16 protein-coding genes are annotated in these 18069 nt (G+C 61.3%); 3 read left to right on the top strand and 13 right to left on the bottom strand.

Annotated elements, in window-relative coordinates; all coding sequences use genetic code 11:
• The 13 genes from lpxA to rpsB form a co-directional block, all read right to left on the bottom strand.
• Positions 1-777, bottom strand: coding sequence for an acyl-ACP--UDP-N-acetylglucosamine O-acyltransferase (gene lpxA / locus PMM47T1_RS05000; RefSeq protein ID WP_008366383.1), 777 nt, complete (start codon positions 775-777; stop codon positions 1-3).
• Positions 774-1214 (bottom strand): 3-hydroxyacyl-ACP dehydratase FabZ, encoded by a 441-nt coding sequence (gene fabZ / locus PMM47T1_RS04995; RefSeq protein WP_008366382.1) that lies wholly within the window; start codon positions 1212-1214, stop codon positions 774-776. Before fabZ ends, lpxA begins: the two co-directional genes overlap by 4 nt.
• A 112-nt stretch (positions 1215-1326) precedes the next feature.
• On the bottom strand, positions 1327-2382 hold the full coding sequence (lpxD, locus tag PMM47T1_RS04990) for a UDP-3-O-(3-hydroxymyristoyl)glucosamine N-acyltransferase (RefSeq protein WP_008366381.1): 1056 nt from the start codon (positions 2380-2382) through the stop codon (positions 1327-1329).
• 2 nt (positions 2383-2384) lie between these two features.
• Positions 2385-2894, bottom strand: coding sequence for an OmpH family outer membrane protein (locus PMM47T1_RS04985; protein WP_008366380.1), 510 nt, complete (start codon positions 2892-2894; stop codon positions 2385-2387).
• A gap of 39 nt (positions 2895-2933) precedes the next feature.
• On the bottom strand, positions 2934-5282 hold the full coding sequence (bamA, locus tag PMM47T1_RS04980) for an outer membrane protein assembly factor BamA (RefSeq protein WP_008366379.1): 2349 nt from the start codon (positions 5280-5282) through the stop codon (positions 2934-2936).
• A gap of 73 nt (positions 5283-5355) precedes the next feature.
• Positions 5356-6708: a sigma E protease regulator RseP gene (gene rseP, locus PMM47T1_RS04975; protein ID WP_008366378.1), complete on the bottom strand. Its 1353-nt coding sequence runs from the start codon at positions 6706-6708 to the stop codon at positions 5356-5358.
• Between the two features lie 59 nt (positions 6709-6767).
• Complete coding sequence (gene ispC, locus PMM47T1_RS04970) at positions 6768-7958, bottom strand: 1-deoxy-D-xylulose-5-phosphate reductoisomerase (RefSeq protein WP_043300728.1); 1191 nt, start codon at positions 7956-7958, stop codon at positions 6768-6770.
• Complete coding sequence (locus tag PMM47T1_RS04965) at positions 7955-8770, bottom strand: phosphatidate cytidylyltransferase (protein WP_008366374.1); 816 nt, start codon at positions 8768-8770, stop codon at positions 7955-7957. The genes ispC and PMM47T1_RS04965 overlap by 4 nt, the downstream gene beginning before the upstream one ends.
• A complete protein-coding gene (uppS, locus tag PMM47T1_RS04960) occupies positions 8770-9525 on the bottom strand; it encodes a polyprenyl diphosphate synthase (RefSeq protein ID WP_008366372.1) in 756 nt (251 codons plus the stop codon). The genes PMM47T1_RS04965 and uppS overlap by 1 nt, the downstream gene beginning before the upstream one ends.
• Before the next feature lie 19 nt (positions 9526-9544).
• Positions 9545-10102: a ribosome recycling factor gene (gene frr, locus PMM47T1_RS04955; protein ID WP_008366371.1), complete on the bottom strand. Its 558-nt coding sequence runs from the start codon at positions 10100-10102 to the stop codon at positions 9545-9547.
• The gene (pyrH, locus tag PMM47T1_RS04950; protein ID WP_008366369.1) at positions 10099-10842 is read right to left on the bottom strand and encodes a UMP kinase; all 744 of its coding nucleotides are present in this window, start codon (positions 10840-10842) and stop codon (positions 10099-10101) included. Before pyrH ends, frr begins: the two co-directional genes overlap by 4 nt.
• 188 nt (positions 10843-11030) lie before the next feature.
• The gene (tsf, locus tag PMM47T1_RS04945; protein WP_008366368.1) at positions 11031-11900 is read right to left on the bottom strand and encodes a translation elongation factor Ts; all 870 of its coding nucleotides are present in this window, start codon (positions 11898-11900) and stop codon (positions 11031-11033) included.
• A gap of 181 nt (positions 11901-12081) precedes the next feature.
• Complete coding sequence (rpsB, locus tag PMM47T1_RS04940) at positions 12082-12822, bottom strand: 30S ribosomal protein S2 (RefSeq protein ID WP_008366367.1); 741 nt, start codon at positions 12820-12822, stop codon at positions 12082-12084.
• 343 nt (positions 12823-13165) lie between these two features.
• On the opposite strand from rpsB, the gene map reads away from it, so the two are divergent.
• The 3 genes from map (at position 13166) to dapC (ending at position 17994) form a co-directional block, all read left to right on the top strand.
• Positions 13166-13948 (top strand): type I methionyl aminopeptidase, encoded by a 783-nt coding sequence (gene map / locus PMM47T1_RS04935; RefSeq protein WP_008366366.1) that lies wholly within the window; start codon positions 13166-13168, stop codon positions 13946-13948.
• Between the two features lie 136 nt (positions 13949-14084).
• On the top strand, positions 14085-16787 hold the full coding sequence (locus tag PMM47T1_RS04930) for a [protein-PII] uridylyltransferase (protein WP_008366365.1): 2703 nt from the start codon (positions 14085-14087) through the stop codon (positions 16785-16787).
• A gap of 10 nt (positions 16788-16797) precedes the next feature.
• On the top strand, positions 16798-17994 hold the full coding sequence (gene dapC / locus PMM47T1_RS04925) for a succinyldiaminopimelate transaminase (RefSeq protein ID WP_008366364.1): 1197 nt from the start codon (positions 16798-16800) through the stop codon (positions 17992-17994).
• The last annotated feature ends 75 nt before the right edge of the window (positions 17995-18069 follow it).

Raw genomic sequence — 18069 nt, 5'->3', positions numbered from 1 at the left:
TCAGCGGGTAATGCCGCGGGTCGAGGTCTGGATGGAACGCAGGAACACGTCCACTTCAGGGTGCAGGGCAGCCGGCTCGGCCAGCTCGGCAATGGCCTGGTCGACGGTGAGGCCTTGACGGTAGACCGTCTTGTAGGCTCGACGCAGGGCATGAATGACCTCGTCGCTGAAACCACGACGGCGCATGCCTTCGAAGTTCATGCTGCGGGCCTCGGCTGGGTTGCCGAACACGGTCACGTAGGCCGGGACGTCCTTGCCAATGGCCGTGCCCATGCCTGAGAAACTGTGGGCGCCGATGTGGCAGAACTGGTGCACCAGGGTGAAACCGGACAGGATCGCCCAGTCATCCACGTGCACGTGGCCCGCCAGCGCCGTGTTGTTGACCAGGATGCAGTGGTTGCCGATAACGCTGTCGTGGCCGATGTGGGCATAGGCCATGACCAGGTTATGGTCGCCCAGGGTGGTTTCGGCGCGGTCCTGTACGGTACCGCGATGAATGGTCACGCCTTCGCGAATGACGTTGTGATCACCGATCACCAGGCGCGTCTCTTCGCCCTTGTACTTGAGGTCAGGGGTGTCTTCGCCTACCGAGGAGAACTGGTAGATGCGATTGTGCTTACCGATTCGGGTAGGCCCCTTGAGAATCACGTGGGGGCCGATGACGGTCCCCTCGCCGATTTCAACACCAGCGCCAACGATCGACCAAGGGCCGACCTCGACGCCGTCGGCCAGAATGGCCGACGGGTCGATGATGGCGCGAGGGTCAATCAAACTCATAGCTTGCGTTCCGCACAAATGATTTCAGCCGAGCACACCGGCTTGCCGTCTACCGAGGCCTGGCACTCGAATTTCCAGATCTGGCGCTTGCAGCTCAGGAACTTGGCTTCCAGGATCAGTTGGTCGCCCGGCATCACCGGCTGGCGGAAACGCAGTTTGTCGGACCCCACGAAGTAATAAAGGGTACCGTCGGCCGGTTTCACGTCCAGCATCTTGAAACCAAGAATACCAGCTGCCTGGGCCATTGCCTCAATGATCAGCACGCCCGGCATGATCGGGTGCTGCGGGAAGTGGCCGTTGAAGAATGGCTCGTTGATGCTGACATTCTTGTAGGCGCGAATGCGCTGTGCCTCGACGTCCAGCTCCACTACACGGTCCACCAGCAGGAACGGGTAACGGTGAGGCAGGTATTCGCGAATCTCGTTGATGTCCATCATTTCGGGGGGAAGCCTGTATAAAAGATAGGGAGCGCGCGACTGACGCGCAGCACTCCTATTGCAAATCAAGGAGGCAGTTTAGCGGCTGTGCACACTTGATATGGAAATGGTATCAGCCATCAGATGATGCTTTGTCGCCCGGGGTCACGGCTTCGACACGCTTTTCTACCTGTTTGAGACGACGGAACATGTCATCTATCTGTCGCAGGCGTGCGGCGCTCTTGCGCCATTCACCCGCAGGCTGCATCGCTGTGCCCGAGGAATAAGCCCCTGGCTCGGTGATCGAATGGGTCACCATGGTCATGCCGGTAATGAACACACCGTCACAAATATCAATATGGCCCACCAGGCCCACGCCGCCGGCCAGCATGCAATTCTTGCCGATTTTGGTGCTGCCGGAGATGCCGACGCACGCTGCCATGGCGGTGTTGTCGCCGATCTGCACGTTGTGGGCGATCTGGATCTGGTTGTCGAGCTTCACGCCATTGCCGATGACCGTGTCGGCCAGTGCGCCGCGGTCAACGGCGGTGTTCACGCCGATTTCCACGTCATCGCCAATGCTGACGCCACCCACCTGGGCGATCTTGTTCCACACGCCCTTCTCGTTGGCAAAGCCGAAGCCTTCGCCGCCCAGCACCGCCCCAGACTGAACCACCACGCGATGGCCAATGCGCACGTCGTGGTACAGCGTGACGCGCGGGGCCAACCAGCCGCCTTCACCAATCACGCAGCGCGCACCGATGAAGCAATGGGCGCCGATGGTGGTGCCGGCGCCGATGTGCGCGCCGCTTTCGATCACCGCAAACGGGCCGATGCTGGCCGTGGGGTCAACCACGGCGTCGTCGGCCACCACGGCGCTGGCGTGAATGCCGACGGCCGCCTTGGGCTTGGGGTCGAACAGGTGGGACACACGGGCATAGGCCAGGTACGGGTCGGCAACGACCAGCGACGCGCCTTCGTAGCCTTCGGCGTCTGCCGCCTTGAGCAATACGGCAGCCGCCTTGCAGTCGGGCAGGAACTTGCGGTACTGGGGGTTTGCCAGGAAGCTCAACTGACCTGGGCCGGCCTCTTGCAAAGTGGCCAGCCCGGTAATTTCGGTTTCCTCGCTGCCCCGCAGGGTAGCACCGAGGAACTCGGCCAATTGGCCGAGCTTCAGGGTCACGGTCATGATCAGCGCGCTTTGTTCATGCGCTCGATGACTTGGCGAGTGATGTCATATTGCGGTTTGACATCGATCACAGCGCCGCGCTCGAGAACCAGGTCAAAGCCACCGTTCTTGATAACTTCTTCAACGGCGCCGTCCAGCTTCGGCTTCAGGGTCTTGAGCATGTCGCGGTCGGCGTTGGCCTTGGCTTCGTTCAGCTCCTTGGACTGGAACTGGTAGTCACGGGCCTTCTGCTTGAAGTCCAGTTCCAGTTTCTCGCGGTCGCCTTGTGGCAGCTTGTCGCCACCGTTCACCAGGCGGTCCTGGATACCCTTGGCGCTGCTTTCCAGGGCCTTGAGCTTGGTCAGTTGCGGGCCGAATTTCTTCTCGGCGTCAACGGCGTACTGCTTGGCAGCGTCCGACTCCAGCAGGGCCATCTGATAGTTCAGCACGGCAATTTTCATGTCGGCAAACGCTGGGGTGGCGGTAGCGGCCAGGGTGGCTGCCAGAAGAACCATTTGTGTCAACTTACGCACGATGCACTCCTACGGAAACTGTTGTCGGTTGAGCAGACCTTAGAAGGTCTGGCCCAGGGAGAATTGGAAGATCTGGGTTTCAGAGTAATCAGGCTTCTTGATCGGCGTGGCCAAGCTGAAGCTCAGAGGACCCAGCGCGGTGACCCAGGTCACGCCCAGACCGACGGAGGCGGCCATTTGCGAGAAGTCGACACTTTCACAGTACTTGGAGGTCGACGAGCAATTGGTGTCGAACGTGCTACCCATGTCCAGGAACAACGAGGTCCGCAGGGAACGCTGGTCTTTCACGAACGGCATCGGGAACAGGACTTCGGCACCGCCGGTGATCAGGACGTTACCACCGAAGGCTTCAGGGCTCTGGTCCGGGTCAATCGCAGTACCGTTCTTGCCGGTACTCGGGGTGCTGCGTGGGCCCAGGGTGCTGTCCTTGAAACCGCGGACGGAGTTGAAACCACCGGCGTAGTAGTTCTCATAGAACGGCAGCCCGTGGGTATCGCCGAAGCCGTCACCGTAGCCCAGCTCCGAGTGCAGGCGCAGGGTGTAGGTATCGCTGAGCGGCGCGAACAACTGGCCACGGTAGTCGACCTTGTAGAACGACAGGTCGCTGCCAGGCGTGGTGGTTTCAAACGTCAGGCTTTGCGAGTGACCACGGGTAGGCAGCGTGCCTTTGTTCAGGGTGGAGTCGGACCAGCCCACGGAGGCCTTCAGGTTGGTGAAGCTGCTGCCTTCCTTGTCGATGAAGTCGAAGATTTCATCAACGGTGTAGGTACCGGTGCTGATCGAGTCGTGTTGCAGCGTCAGGCCGTACGTCATGCGCGACGTTTCGCTGATCGGGTAGCCGAAGGTTGCGCCCACGCCGTAGCTGTCAACCGAGTAGCTGGCGATATCGACGTCGAGGTCGCTGTAGTCGGTTTTACGGTAGAACGCGTTGTAACCCAGGCTGACACCGTCCGGCGTGAAGTACGGATCGACGTAGCTGAAGTTGTAGCGAGTCTGGTATTCGGACTTGGTCAGGCCGATGGACACCTTGTTGCCAGTACCCAGGAAGTTGCTCTGGCTGATGGAACCACCCAGGATCAGGCCCGCGCTCTGGGCGAAACCGACGCTGGCGGTGATCGACCCCGAAGCCTGCTCTTCAACCGAGTAGTTCACGTCAACCTGGTCATCCACGCCTGGTACGGCCGGGGTCTCGACGTTGACTTCCTTGAAGTAGCCCAGGCGCTCCAGGCGGGTCTTGGACTGGTCGATCAGGTAGGTCGACGCCCAGCCACCTTCCATCTGGCGCATTTCGCGACGCAGCACCTTGTCATCGGTCTTGGTGTTGCCGCGGTAGTTGATGCGGTTCACGTAGGCACGCTTGCCCGGGTCCACCACGAAGGTGATGTCCACGGTGTGGTCATCGTCGTGCGGGGTAGGCACGCCGTTGACGTTGGCGAAGGTGTAGCCATCGTTACCCAGGCGGCGGGTGATCAGCTCGCTGGTGGTGGTCATCAGCTTGCGCGAGAACACCTGGCCTTTTTCCACCAGCAGCAGCGACTTGACCTGGTCTTCAGGAACTTTCAGGTCGCCAGACAGCTTCACGTCACGAACGCTGTACTTCTGGCCTTCGTTGACGTTGACGGTGATGTAGACGCTTTTCTTGTCCGGGGTGATCGACACCTGGGTAGACGCGATGTCCATGTTGATGTAGCCGCGGTCCAGGTAGTAGGAACGCAGGCGCTCAAGGTCACCGGAAAGCTTTTCACGGGCGTACTTGTCGTCGTTCTTGAAGAACGACAGCCAGTTGGTGGTCTTGAGCTGGAACTGATCGGTCAGTTCCTCTTCGGAGAACACCGTGTTGCCCACCACGTTGATGTGCTGGATGGCGGCAACGGTGCCTTCGTTGATCTTGATCTTCAGGCTGACGCGGTTGCGCGGCTGCGGCACCACTTCGGCATCGACGGTAGCCGAGTAGCGGCCCTGGGCAACGTACTGGCGTTGCAGTTCGTTACGCACGCCCTCAAGGGTCGCACGCTGGAAGATCTCGCCCTCGGCAAGACCGGACTGCTTGAGGCCCTTCATCAGGTCTTCAGTGGTGATGGCCTTGTTGCCCTCGATCTCGATACTGGAGACCGACGGACGTTCGACTACACTGATAACCAGGACGTTGCCGTCGCGGCCCAGCTGGATATCCTGAAAGAAACCGGTCTTGAACAGCGCGCGAGTGGAATCCACCAGGCGTCGATCATCCGCTTCGTCGCCCACGTTCAATGGCAAGGCACCAAACACGCTGCCGGCGGATACCCGCTGCAAGCCGTTGACACGAATATCAGAGATTTTGAAGGACTCGGCGTGAACTTCGGTGACCATCAATGCGGCAAGAACCGCAGTAAGCAGCAGACGTTTCATGAAGTCCTTTCTTATTCCAACTGGCAATAAGCAAACTGCCGCAAAGGCGGCAGGTTTGCAATTGAGCGAAGCTTTACAGTCGACCCAAATCGTTGATCAGGGCAAGCAACATCACCCCAACTACCAAACTGATACCGATCTGGATCCCCCAACCCTGTACCCGATCCGACACCGGGCGACCACGCACCCATTCGATCAGGTAGAACAGCAAGTGCCCCCCATCCAACACGGGGATGGGCAGCAAATTCAGAACCCCCAGGCTAATGCTCAGATAGGCGAGGAAATTCAGGAAATCCCCAACGCCCGACTGGGCTGAAGCGCCCGCCACTTTAGCAATGGTTATCGGTCCACTCAAGTTTTTTACCGAGAGCTCGCCGAACAACATTTTCTTCAACGAATCAAGGGTGAGCACGCTCATGGTCCAAGTGCGCCTGGCGCCTTCGCCAATCGCCGCCAGCGGACCGTAACTGACCTCGCGGGTCATCTCCGCCGGCCATTGCACAGCCTTCACCCCTGCACCCAAGTAACCTGCGGCCGCCTTGCCCTCGCCTTTCGAGGCCAGGGTCACCGGCACATCCAGTTGCAATTCATCGCGCTGCACATGCAGCACCACTTTACCGTCCGGGCGCTCGCGCACCAGGTCAACCACCTGCTGCCAGTCGCCGAGCGGCTTGCCGTCCAGGGCCAGCAGGCGGTCACCGGTTTTCAGACCAGCGGCTTGCGCCGGGCCCTTCGGGTCGAGCTCGGCCAAGACCGGCTCCAGGGCCGGTCGCCATGGGCGAATACCCAGCGAGCGGATCGGGTCCGGCTCGTCGGTGCCCTGCAGCCAGTGGTCCAGCGCCAGGGTATGCGGCTCATCGGCCGTCGAACCTTGGGGACGCACAGTAACGTTCAGCGCACCGCTCTCACCCAGGCGGCGCACCAGTTGCAGGTTGACCTGCGACCAGCCGCTGGTGGCTTCGCCATCTACGGAAACAATTTCGCTGCCGGCACTGAGGCCTGCGGCAGCGGCAATACTGCCTGGCTCGACATTGCCGATGACCGGCTTGACCTGCTGGCTGCCCAGCATCGCCAGCACCCAGAAGAAAAACATCGCCAGCAGGAAGTTGGCGATGGGACCGGCGGCAACAATGGCGATGCGCTGCCCGACCTTCTTGCGGTTGAAGGCCTGGTCCAGCTGTTCGGCCGGCACCTCGCCCTCGCGCTCATCGAGCATCTTCACGTAGCCGCCCAACGGGATGGCCGCAACTACATATTCTGTGCCCTGGCGGTCGCGCCAGCGCAGCAGCGGCATGCCAAAACCCACGGAAAAACGCAAAACCTTGACGCCACAGCGCCGCGCGACCCAAAAATGGCCGAATTCGTGAAAGGTAACCAGCACACCCAATGCCACCAGGGTACCGACAATCATGTAGAGCGCACTCATAACTCTCTCCGAATTGCGTCGCGGCGCAAATCAAGCGGTGCGCGTGCACACCGCGGCGATCAACGCCCGTGGCGATTCAACCATTGCCCGGCCAGCTCACGTGCCCGTGTGTCGGCGGCAAACACTGCGTCCAGAGCCTCCAGTGCCACTACCGGCTCCTGGCTCAGTACATCCTCGATCATACGCGCGATCTCCGGATAACGGATGCGCCGTTCGAGAAACGCCGCCACCGCCATTTCGTTGGCCGCATTGAGCGTGGTGGGCGCACTGTTGCCGGCCTGCGCCGCCTGCCGCGCCAGGCGCAGGCAAGGAAAGCGTTGCTCGTCGGGCGCCTCGAAGTCCAGGCGGCCCACGGCGAACAGGTCCAGTGGCGCCACGCCCGAATCAAACCGCGCAGGCCAGGCCAGCGCGTGGGCGATGGGGGTACGCATGTCGGGGTTGCCCATCTGGGCCAGCACCGAGCCGTCGACATAATCGACCATGGAGTGAATCACACTTTGGCGATGCACCACCACCTCGACCTGCTCCGGACGTGCATCGAACAGCCAGCAGGCCTCGATCAGCTCCAGGCCCTTGTTCATCATGCTGGCCGAATCCACGGAGATCTTGCGCCCCATGGACCAGTTGGGGTGGGCGCACGCCTGTTCGGGCGTGACATCTTCCAGCTCGGCCAGCGGCGTTTCACGGAACGGGCCGCCGCTGGCGGTCAGAAGGATGCGGCGCACGCCTACATTGCCCAGGCCACGGGAGAAGTCCTGCGGCAGGCACTGGAAAATCGCGTTGTGCTCGCTGTCGATAGGCAGCAGCACGGCGCCACTGCGGCGCACGGCCTGCATGAATAGCGCGCCGGACATCACCAGCGCTTCCTTGTTGGCCAGCAAGACCTTCTTGCCCGCCTCCACGGCCGCCAGGGTCGGACGCAGGCCCGCCGCACCGACGATGGCCGCCATCACGGCGTCCACGCATGGGGCGGCGGCCACCTGGCACAGGCCCTGCTCGCCGATCAGTACCTGGGTGTCCAGCCCGGCAGCCCGCAGGCCGACCTCCAGGCGACGGGCGCCCGCCTCGTCCGGAACCACGGCGCACTGCGGCCGGTGTTTCACGCACAGGGCCAGCAACTCATCGATCCGCGAGAAGCCGCTGAGGGCAAACACCTGGTATTTGTCGGGATGGCGCGCCACCACGTCCAGCGTGCTCAGGCCAATGGAGCCCGTTGCACCCAGTACGGTAATCATCTGTGGCGTACTCACAGAGCACTCCAGTTTGCCATCCACAGCAGCACGGCAAATACCGGGATCGCTGCGGTGAGGCTGTCGATGCGATCAAGGATACCGCCATGGCCCGGCAGCAGGTTGCTGCTGTCCTTGATACCTGCGCGGCGCTTGAACATGCTTTCGGTGAGATCACCCACCACCGACAGCGCCACCACGATAGCGGCGCCCATCAGGCACAGAATCGTTTCGCCCACACCCCAATGACGCACTTGCCCCACTACCAGAGTGATCAGCAGGCTCACCGCCATGCCACCGTAGAAGCCGGCCCAGCTTTTACCGGGGCTGACCTGCGGGGCCAGCTTGGCCTTGCCGAAGGCCCGGCCGGAAAAATACGCACCGATGTCGGCAGCCCACACCAGCACCATCACCGCCAGAATCAGCCAATTACCTTGTTCCTGGGCCTTGATCAGCACCAGGCCTTGCCAGGCCGGTAGCAAGATCAGGAAGCCGATCAGCAGCTTGCAGGCCACGCTGCCCCAGTGTTCGCTGGTACGCGGGAAGGTCAACACCAGGAAGGTCGCCACCCCCCACCAGATCAACGCTGCCGCCAGCACGAAGGGCGCCAGCGCCGGGGACAGGTACAGGAAAAACAGGGCCACGGCCACCACGGCGGCGAAACCCACGCGCGCAGGCTGGCGCTCGAAACCGGCCAGGCGAGCCCATTCCCAGCCACCCAGGGTCACCACCAGGCCGATGAACAGGGCAAAGCTTGCCCCTTCGAGCAGGAAGAAACCGCACAGGGCGATCGGCAGCAGGATCAGCGCTGTAATGATGCGTTGTTTAAGCATTAAGCACGGGCTCCGGCTTCGACCTGCTCGCTCGTCTTACCGAAGCGGCGCTGGCGCGAAGCGAAATCAGCCAGCGCGGTGCGCATGGCTTCGTGTTTGAAGTCCGGCCAGAACAGGTCGGAGAAGTACAGCTCGGCATACGCCAGCTGCCACAGCAGGAAATTGCTGATGCGCCGCTCGCCGCCGGTGCGGATGCACAGGTCGGGCAGGGGCAGGTCGCCCGTGGACAGGCAGGTCTGCAGCAACCCCGGGGTGATGTCCTCCGGGCGCAGGTGCCCGGCCTGAACCTCGCGTGCCAGGCGCTGTGCGGCCTGGGCGATGTCCCACTGGCCACCGTAGTTGGCGGCGATCTGCAGCACGAAGCGGTCATTGCCGGCGGTCAACGCCTCGGCTTCGCGCATGGCCGCCTGCAATTCCGGGTGAAAGCGTGAGCGATCACCAATGATGCGCAGGCTGATGCGGTTTTCATTCAGGCGCCGCGCTTCCCGGCGCAGGGCCGAGAAGAACAGTTCCATCAGGGCCCCGACCTCCTCGGCCGGGCGCTGCCAGTTTTCACTGGAGAAAGCGAAGAGGGTCAGCACCTCGACCTTGGCCTCTGCACAGACCTCAATGACCGCGCGAACGGCATCCACGCCGGCCTTGTGCCCGGCAATACCGGGCAGCAGGCGCTTTTTCGCCCAGCGATTATTCCCATCCATGATGATCGCAACGTGTCGCGGTACCGAGGACGGTACAGTCAGCTTGGTCTTTTCCATGGAAACGCGCGGATCCTTCTTATACAGCCATCAAATCGGCTTCTTTCTGTTTCACAGCCGTTTCGATTTCAGCCACGAACTTGTCCGTCAGCTTCTGGACGTCATCGGCGGCACGGCGCTCTTCGTCTTCGCTGATTTCCTTTTCCTTGACCAGGTCTTTCAACTGGCCCAGGGCATCGCGACGGATGTTGCGCACGGCTACACGGCCGTCTTCGGCCGCTTCACGGGCCTGCTTGGTGAAGCCCTTGCGGGTTTCCTCGGTCAGGGCCGGCATGCTGATCAGCAGCAGCTCACCCAGGTTGGTGGGGTTGAAACCCAGGCCCGAGCTCTGGATGGCCTTGTCGACGGCGGCCAGCATGTTGCGTTCGAAGGCCACGACCTGCAGGGTACGCGAGTCCTTGACGGTCACGTTGGCAACCTGGTTCAGCGGGGTGTCGGCGCCGTAGTACGGAACCATCACGCCACCCAGGATGCTGGGGTGCGCCTGACCAGTGCGGATGCGGCTGAACGCGTGGGCCAGCGACTCCAGGGATTTCTGCATGCGCTCTTGAGCGTCTTTCTTGATTTCGTTGATCATTCTTCGCCTTCCTCGATCAGAGTTCCTTCAGCGCCGCCCACTACGATATTCAGCAGAGCGCCAGGCTTGTTCATGTTAAACACCCGCAACGGCATGTTGTGGTCGCGGCACAGGCAGATGGCGGTCAGGTCCATCACGCCCAGCTTGCGGTCCAGCACTTCATCGTACGTCAGGCGGTCAAATTTCTCAGCATGCGGATCCTTGAATGGATCGGCAGTGTACACACCATCCACCTTGGTTGCCTTGAGCACCACGTCCGCACCGATCTCGATGGCGCGCAGGCAGGCAGCGGAGTCGGTGGTGAAGAACGGGTTGCCGGTACCGGCGGCGAAAATCACCACGTCGCCGGACTTCAGCAGGCGGTCGGCCTTGCGACGGTCGTAGTGGTCAGTCACACCCACCATGGTGATCGCCGACATGACGATGGCCGGGATGTTCGAGCGTTCCAGCGCATCGCGCATGGCCAGGGCGTTCATCACAGTGGCGAGCATGCCCATGTGGTCGCCGGTAACGCGGTCCATGCCGGCTTCGCTCAGCGCAGCACCACGGAACAGGTTGCCGCCACCGATGACCAGGCCAACCTGAACGCCGATGCCTACCAGTTGGCCGACTTCCAGCGCCATGCGGTCCAGTACCTTCGGGTCGATACCGAAGTCTTCCGAGCCCATCAGGGCCTCGCCGCTAAGTTTGAGCAAAATGCGTTTATAGCGAGGTTGACGACCACTAACCTGCTGAGCCATTGCGAATCTCTCCTGCGGCGTTAAAAAATTCTGAGCGGGCTGTTTTGCAGCCTGCGCTAACTCTAGCTTGGCGCTGCTACAGCGCCATCGGAAGCGGCCTTGTAAGCCACGATTCCGCCTTTCATTTTGACAAAGAGGCTGCGCGCGTGAGCGGGCAGCCTCTTTGGGGCGACAGTGGTAAGACCGTCTTACTGCTTGGCAGCAGCCAGCTGGGCGGCAACTTCTTCAGCGAAGTTGTCCACTGGCTTCTCGATGCCATCACCGACTTTGAAGTAGGTGAAGGAAACGATTTCAGCGCCAGCCTTCTTGGCCAGATCACCGATCTTGATTTCAGGGTTCTTGACGAACGCCTGTTCAACCAGGGAAGCCTCGGCCAGGAACTTCTTGATGCGACCATCAATCATGTTCGCAACGATGTTCTCAGGCTTGCCTTTGATCTTGTCTTCGTTCAGTTGCAGGAAGACCGCTTTTTCGCGCTCAATGGCTTCAGCCGAGACTTCCGATGGCAGCAGGAACTCCGGATTGCTGGCAGCCACGTGCATGGCGATGTCTTTGGCCAACTCGGCGTTGCCGCCTTTCAAGGCAACCACTACGCCGATCTTGTTACCGTGCAGGTAAGCATCGACCACGTCGCCTTCAACGCGAACCAGGCGACGAATGTTGACGTTTTCGCCAACTTTGCCAACCAGTGTTTCACGAGCCGATTCCTGAGCGGCGATCAGCGGAGCTGCGTCGGTCAGTTGGTCGGCGAATGCTTTTTCGACGCTGGCAGCGACGAATTGCTTGAAGTCATCCTGCAGAGCCAGGAAGTCGGTCTGCGAGTTGACTTCCAGGATAACGGCGGCTTTGTTGTCAGCACCGACTTTAACAGCGATGGCGCCTTCAGCGGCAACGTTGCCAGCCTTTTTGGCAGCCTTGATGGCACCCGAGGCACGCATGTCGTCGATCGCTTTCTCGATGTCGCCGCCAGCCTTGGTCAGGGCTTTCTTGCAGTCCATCATGCCTTCGCCGGTACGCTCGCGCAGTTCTTTGACCAACGCTGCAGTAATTTCTGCCATTTCAAAATCCTCTTGGATAGGTTTTCAACCATTCCACCCGATTGGCACGGGCGCTCAATTCTTGAACACTGCCAGCTACTGCGTTAAAAAAATGCAATGACTACGCAGGCAGGTTCTCGAGGTGGCAAAAAGGGGGCCTAGCCCCCTTTTTGCGTACCGAGTAAACGCTGGGCGTCTAGACTCAGCCTTCTACCGCTGCAGCAGGTGCGTCCTGGACGTACTCTTCGGTACCGCCAGCAACGTGGTTGCGGCCACGGATGACGGCGTCAGCCATCGAACCCATGTACAGCTGGATGGCGCGGATGGCGTCATCGTTACCTGGGATGATGTAGTCAACACCTTCTGGGCTGGAGTTGGTATCGACAACGCCGATGACCGGGATACCCAGCTTGTTGGCTTCGGTGATCGCGATGCGCTCGTGATCAACGTCGATGACGAACAGTGCGTCTGGCAGACCGCCCATGTCCTTGATACCACCCAGGGAGCGATCCAGTTTTTCCAGATCACGGGAGCGCATCAGGGCTTCTTTCTTGGTCAGCTTGGCAAAGGTGCCATCTTCGGCCTGGGTTTCCAGGTCGCGCAGACGCTTGATCGAAGCACGGATGGTTTTGAAGTTGGTCAGCATGCCGCCCAACCAGCGGTGGTCGACGTACGGCGAACCGCAACGTGCTGCTTCTTCAGCAACGATCTTGCCAGCCGAACGCTTGGTGCCGACGAACAGGATCTTGTTCTTGCCCTGGGCCAGGCGCTCAACGAAAGTCAGAGCTTCGTTGAACATTGGCAGGGTTTTTTCGAGGTTGATGATGTGAATCTTGTTACGCGCGCCGAAAATGTACTTACCCATTTTCGGATTCCAGTAACGGGTTTGGTGACCGAAGTGCACACCGGCCTTCAGCATATCGCGCATGTTGACTTGGGACATGATAGTTCCTTGATAAGTCGGGTTAGGCCTCCACGTACCCCAATGACCAACCAGCAGCTTGAGCTGCGGGCACCCAGGTCATCGTGCCGGCACGTGTGTGGGTTTGTGCTTTCGGGGCTATCCCCGGAAAGCGGCGCATTTTATATCACAGAACCTTTGCCAGCGAAACCCGAATTCACGTTGTCGATCAACGACTTTTGCGTGCGGGCTTGATTCGCGCAACAATGGCCCTATGAACTCTATATAGAGAAGCGATGCCTGGCGACAGTTCCCCCTGCCGTACGTCTGGTAGAATCGTTTCATTCCGTGTTTGCCTGCGCCGTCGAGCGCCTAGAGAGACCGTATGACCGTCACCATCAAGACTCCCGAGGACATCGAGAAAATGCGCATTGCCGGCCGCCTGGCCGCGCAAGTGCTGGAAATGATCGAGCCGCACGTCAAGCCTGGCGTGACCACCGAGGAGCTGGACCGACTGTGCCATGACTTTATCGTCAATGAGCAGAAGGCCATCCCTGCACCGCTGAATTACAAGGGCTTCCCCAAGTCGATCTGCACCTCGATCAACCACGTGGTGTGCCACGGCATCCCGGGTGACAAGGCGCTGAAGGACGGCGACACCGTGAACATCGACGTCACGGTGATCAAGGACGGCTACCACGGCGACACCAGCCGCATGTTCCACGTGGGCACGGTGCCGGTGTGGGCCGAGCGCCTGTCCCAGGTGACCCAGGAATGCCTGTACAAGGCCATCGAGCTGGTCAAGCCGGGCTGCCGCCTGGGTGACATCGGCGAAGTGATCCAAAAGCACGCTGAAAAGAACGGCTTCTCGGTGGTGCGCGAGTTCTGCGGCCACGGCATCGGCAAGGTGTTCCACGAAGAACCGCAGATCCTGCATTACGGCCGCGCCGGCACCGGCATGGAACTGAAGGAAGGCATGACCTTCACCATCGAACCCATGATCAACCAGGGCAAGGCCGACACCAAGGTGCTGGGCGACGGCTGGACCGCCATCACCAAGGACCGCAAGCTGTCGGCCCAGTGGGAGCACACCCTGGTGGTAACCGCCAGTGGTTATGAGATCTTCACCTTGCGGGCCGACGACACCATCCCACGCGTCTCTGCCTGATGTAATGGATGCCTGTGGGCGCTGCTTGCCAGCGAGTTTATTGGCGGCCACCAAACGCCCGCCGGCACGCCAGCGCCCACATGAAGAACACCAGGAACAACTTCAGCTCACTATTCAGTTCAGGAAGGCCCATTCGATGCCCCAGGTGGATCCGGAGTTGTTCGATCGCGGTCAGTTCCAGGCGGAACTGGCCCTGAAGGCGAGCCCCATCGCCGCGTTCAAGAAAGCCATTCGCCAGGCCCGCGAAGTGCTCGACGCACGTTTTCGCAGCGGCCGCGATATTCGCCGCCTGATCGAGGACCGTGCCTGGTTCGTCGACAATATCCTGCAGCAGGCCTGGAACCACTTCGACTGGAGCGAGGAAGCCGATATCGCCCTGGTGGCCGTGGGCGGTTATGGCCGGGGCGAACTGCACCCCTATTCCGACATCGACCTGCTGATTCTGTTGGAAAGTTCGGACCACGAGATTTTCCGCGATTCCATCGAGCGCTTTCTCACCCTGCTGTGGGACATCGGCCTGGAAGTGGGCCAGAGCGTGCGTTCCATCGAGGAATGCGCCGAGCAGGCCCGTGGCGACTTGACCATCATCACCAACCTCATGGAAAGCCGTACCGTGGCCGGCCCCGAGCGCCTGCGCAAGGCGATGCTGGAGGTCACCAGCACTGCGCACATGTGGCCCAGCAAGGACTTCTTCCTGGCCAAGCGCGCCGAGCAAAAGGCCCGGCACCACAAGTACAACGACACCGAATACAACCTGGAACCCAACGTAAAGGGTTCGCCCGGCGGCCTGCGTGATATCCAGACCATCCTCTGGGTAGCGCGCCGCCAGTACGGCACCCTGAACCTGCACGCCCTGGCCGGTGAAGGCTTCCTGCTGGAAAGCGAGAACAACCTGCTGGCCAGTTCCCAGGAATTCCTCTGGAAGGTGCGCTACGCCCTGCACATGCTGGCCGGGCGCGCCGAAGACCGGCTGCTGTTTGACCACCAGCGCAGCATCGCCGGGCTGCTGGGTTTCAAGGACAGCGACGCGAAGCTGGCCATCGAACGCTTCATGCAGAAGTACTACCGGGTAGTGATGAGCATCGCTGAGCTCAGCGACCTGATCATCCAGCACTTCGAAGAGGTGATCCTCGCCGATGACGTGGGCAGCGTCAGCCAGCCGGTCAATTCGCGTTTCCAACTGCATGACGGCTACATCGAAGCGGTGCACGCCAACGTGTTCAAGCGCACGCCGTTCGCCATGCTGGAAATCTTCGTGCTGATGGCGCAGAACCCCGAAATCAAGGGCGTGCGCGCCGACACGATTCGGCTGCTGCGCGAACATCGCCACTTGATCGACGACGATTTCCGCAACGACATCCGCAACACCAGCCTGTTCATCGAGCTGTTCAAGTGCGAGATCGGCATTCACCGCAACCTGCGACGCATGAACCGCTATGGCATCCTGGGCCGTTACTTGCCCGAGTTCGGCCATATCGTGGGGCAGATGCAGCATGACCTGTTCCACATCTACACCGTGGACGCCCACACGCTGAACCTGATCAAGCACCTGCGCAAACTGCAGTACACGCCGGTGTCGGAAAAATTCCCGCTGGCCAGCAAGCTCATGGGCCAGTTGCCCAAGCCCGAGCTGATCTACCTGGCCGGCCTGTACCACGACATAGGCAAGGGCCGCCATGGCGACCACTCCGACCTGGGCGCCATCGACGCCGAGGCGTTCTGCCAGCGCCACCAGTTGCCGGTGTGGGACAGCCGCCTGATCGTGTGGCTGGTGCAAAACCACCTGGTGATGTCCACCACGGCCCAGCGCAAGGACTTGTCCGACCCGCAGGTGATCCATGACTTCGCCCAGCTGGTGGGCGACCAGACGCACCTGGACTACCTGTACGTGCTGACCGTGGCCGACATCAACGCCACCAACCCCAGCCTCTGGAACAGCTGGCGCGCCAGCCTGCTGCGCCAACTGTTCACCGAGACCAAGCGCGCCCTGCGCCGCGGCCTGGAGAACCCGCTGGACCGCGAAGAGCAGATCCGCCAGACCCAGAGCGCTGCCCTGGACATTCTGGTGCGCGCCGGCACCGACCCTGACGATGTGGAACAGCTGTGGTCGCAACTGGGCGACGATTACTTCCTGCGCCACACCGCTGGCGATGTGGCGTGGCACAGCGACGCCATCCTCCAGCAACCACTGGATGGCGGGCCGCTGGTGCTCATCAAGGAAACCACCCAGCGCGAGTTCGAGGGTGGCACGCAGATCTTCATCTATGCGCCCGACCAACACGACTTCTTCGCGGTGACCGTGGCCGCCATGGACCAGCTCAACCTGAACATCCATGACGCGCGCATCATTACCTCCAGCAGCCAGTTCACCCTGGACACCTACATTGTGCTGGACACCGACGGCGGTTCCATCGGCGACAACCCGGTGCGCGTGAAAGAGATTCGCGACGGCCTGGCCGAAGCCCTGCGCAACCCCGATGACTACCCCAATATCATCCAGCGCCGAGTGCCACGCCAGCTCAAGCACTTTGCCTTCGCGCCGCAGGTCACCATCCACAACGATGCCCAGCGCCCGGTGACCATCCTGGAGCTCAGCGCTCCGGACCGCCCCGGCCTGCTGGCACGCATAGGCAAGATTTTCCTGGAGTTCGACCTGTCGCTGCAGAACGCCAAGATCGCCACCTTGGGCGAGCGGGTGGAGGACGTGTTCTTCATTACCGACGCCGATAACCAACCGCTTTCCGATCCGCAACTGTGCAGCCGCTTGCAGGATGCCATCGTCGACCACCTGAGTGTCAGCCAGCCGAACGGCGTAGAGCTGTCGCGCCTGAGCATTTAGAGGAACGTTCGTGAACAACGCTTTGAACCAGCTTCAGCCCTACCCGTTCGAGAAACTGCGCAAGCTGCTGGGCGCCGTCACGCCAACCGCGGACAAGCGCCCTATCGCCCTGTCGATTGGCGAGCCCAAGCACCGCTCGCCCAGCTTCGTGGCCGAAGCGCTGAGCGCCAACCTTGACCAGATGGCCGTGTACCCCACCACCCTGGGCATTCCGGCGCTGCGCGAAGCGATAGGCGCCTGGTGCGAACGCCGCTTCGGCGTGCCCGCCGGGTGGATCGACCCGGCTCGCCACGTGCTGCCCGTCAACGGCACCCGCGAAGCGCTGTTCGCCTTCACCCAAACGGTGGTTGAGCGCAGCGATGACGGCCTGGTGATCAGCCCCAACCCGTTCTATCAGATCTATGAAGGCGCGGCCTTCCTGGCCGGCGCCACGCCGCATTACCTGCCCTGCCTGGACAGCAACGGTTTCAACCCGGACTTCGACGCCGTGTCGGCCGAGACCTGGCAGCGCTGCCAGATCCTGTTCCTGTGCTCGCCGGGCAACCCCACCGGCGCGCTGGTGCCGATGGAAACCTTGAAGAAGCTGATTGCACTGGCTGACGAGCACGACTTCGTGATTGCGGCCGACGAGTGCTACAGCGAACTGTACTTCGACGAACAAACGCCACCGCCAGGCCTGCTCAGCGCTTGCGTGGAACTGGGCCGCAGCGACTTCAAGCGCTGCGTGGTGTTCCACAGCCTGTCCAAGCGCTCCAACCTGCCTGGCCTGCGCTCAGGCTTTGTGGCCGGCGACGCCGACATCCTCAAGGCCTTCCTGCTGTACCGCACCTACCACGGCTGCGCCATGCCTGTGCAGACCCAACTGGCGAGCATCGCCGCCTGGAATGACGAAGTGCACGTACGCGCCAACCGCGCCCTGTATCGCGAGAAATTCGATGCCGTGTTGAACATCCTGGCGCCGGTGCTGGACGTGCAACGCCCGGACGGCAGCTTCTACCTGTGGCCGAAAGTGCCCATGGACGACGCGCAGTTCTGCCAACAGCTGTTCGAACAGCAGCACGTGACCGTGGTGCCGGGCTCGTACCTGTCCCGCAACGTGGAGGGCGTCAACCCGGGTGCCGGCCGCGTGCGCATGGCCCTGGTCGCGCCACTGGCCGAGTGCGTGGAAGCGGCCGAGCGCATTCGCGACTTCATTCAGCAGCGCTGATTTCAACGGGCGCTGCGTTATGTACCGCACAGCGCCCGCCTGAAGCACCAAGACTGCAGGCTCTTGCCTAAAAGG

The organism is Pseudomonas sp. M47T1, from assembly GCF_000263855.1.
Classification (GTDB): Bacteria; Pseudomonadota; Gammaproteobacteria; order Pseudomonadales; family Pseudomonadaceae; genus Aquipseudomonas.
Note: the sequence above shows the minus strand (reverse complement) of the source record. Positions and strands in the feature narration are given on the sequence as shown.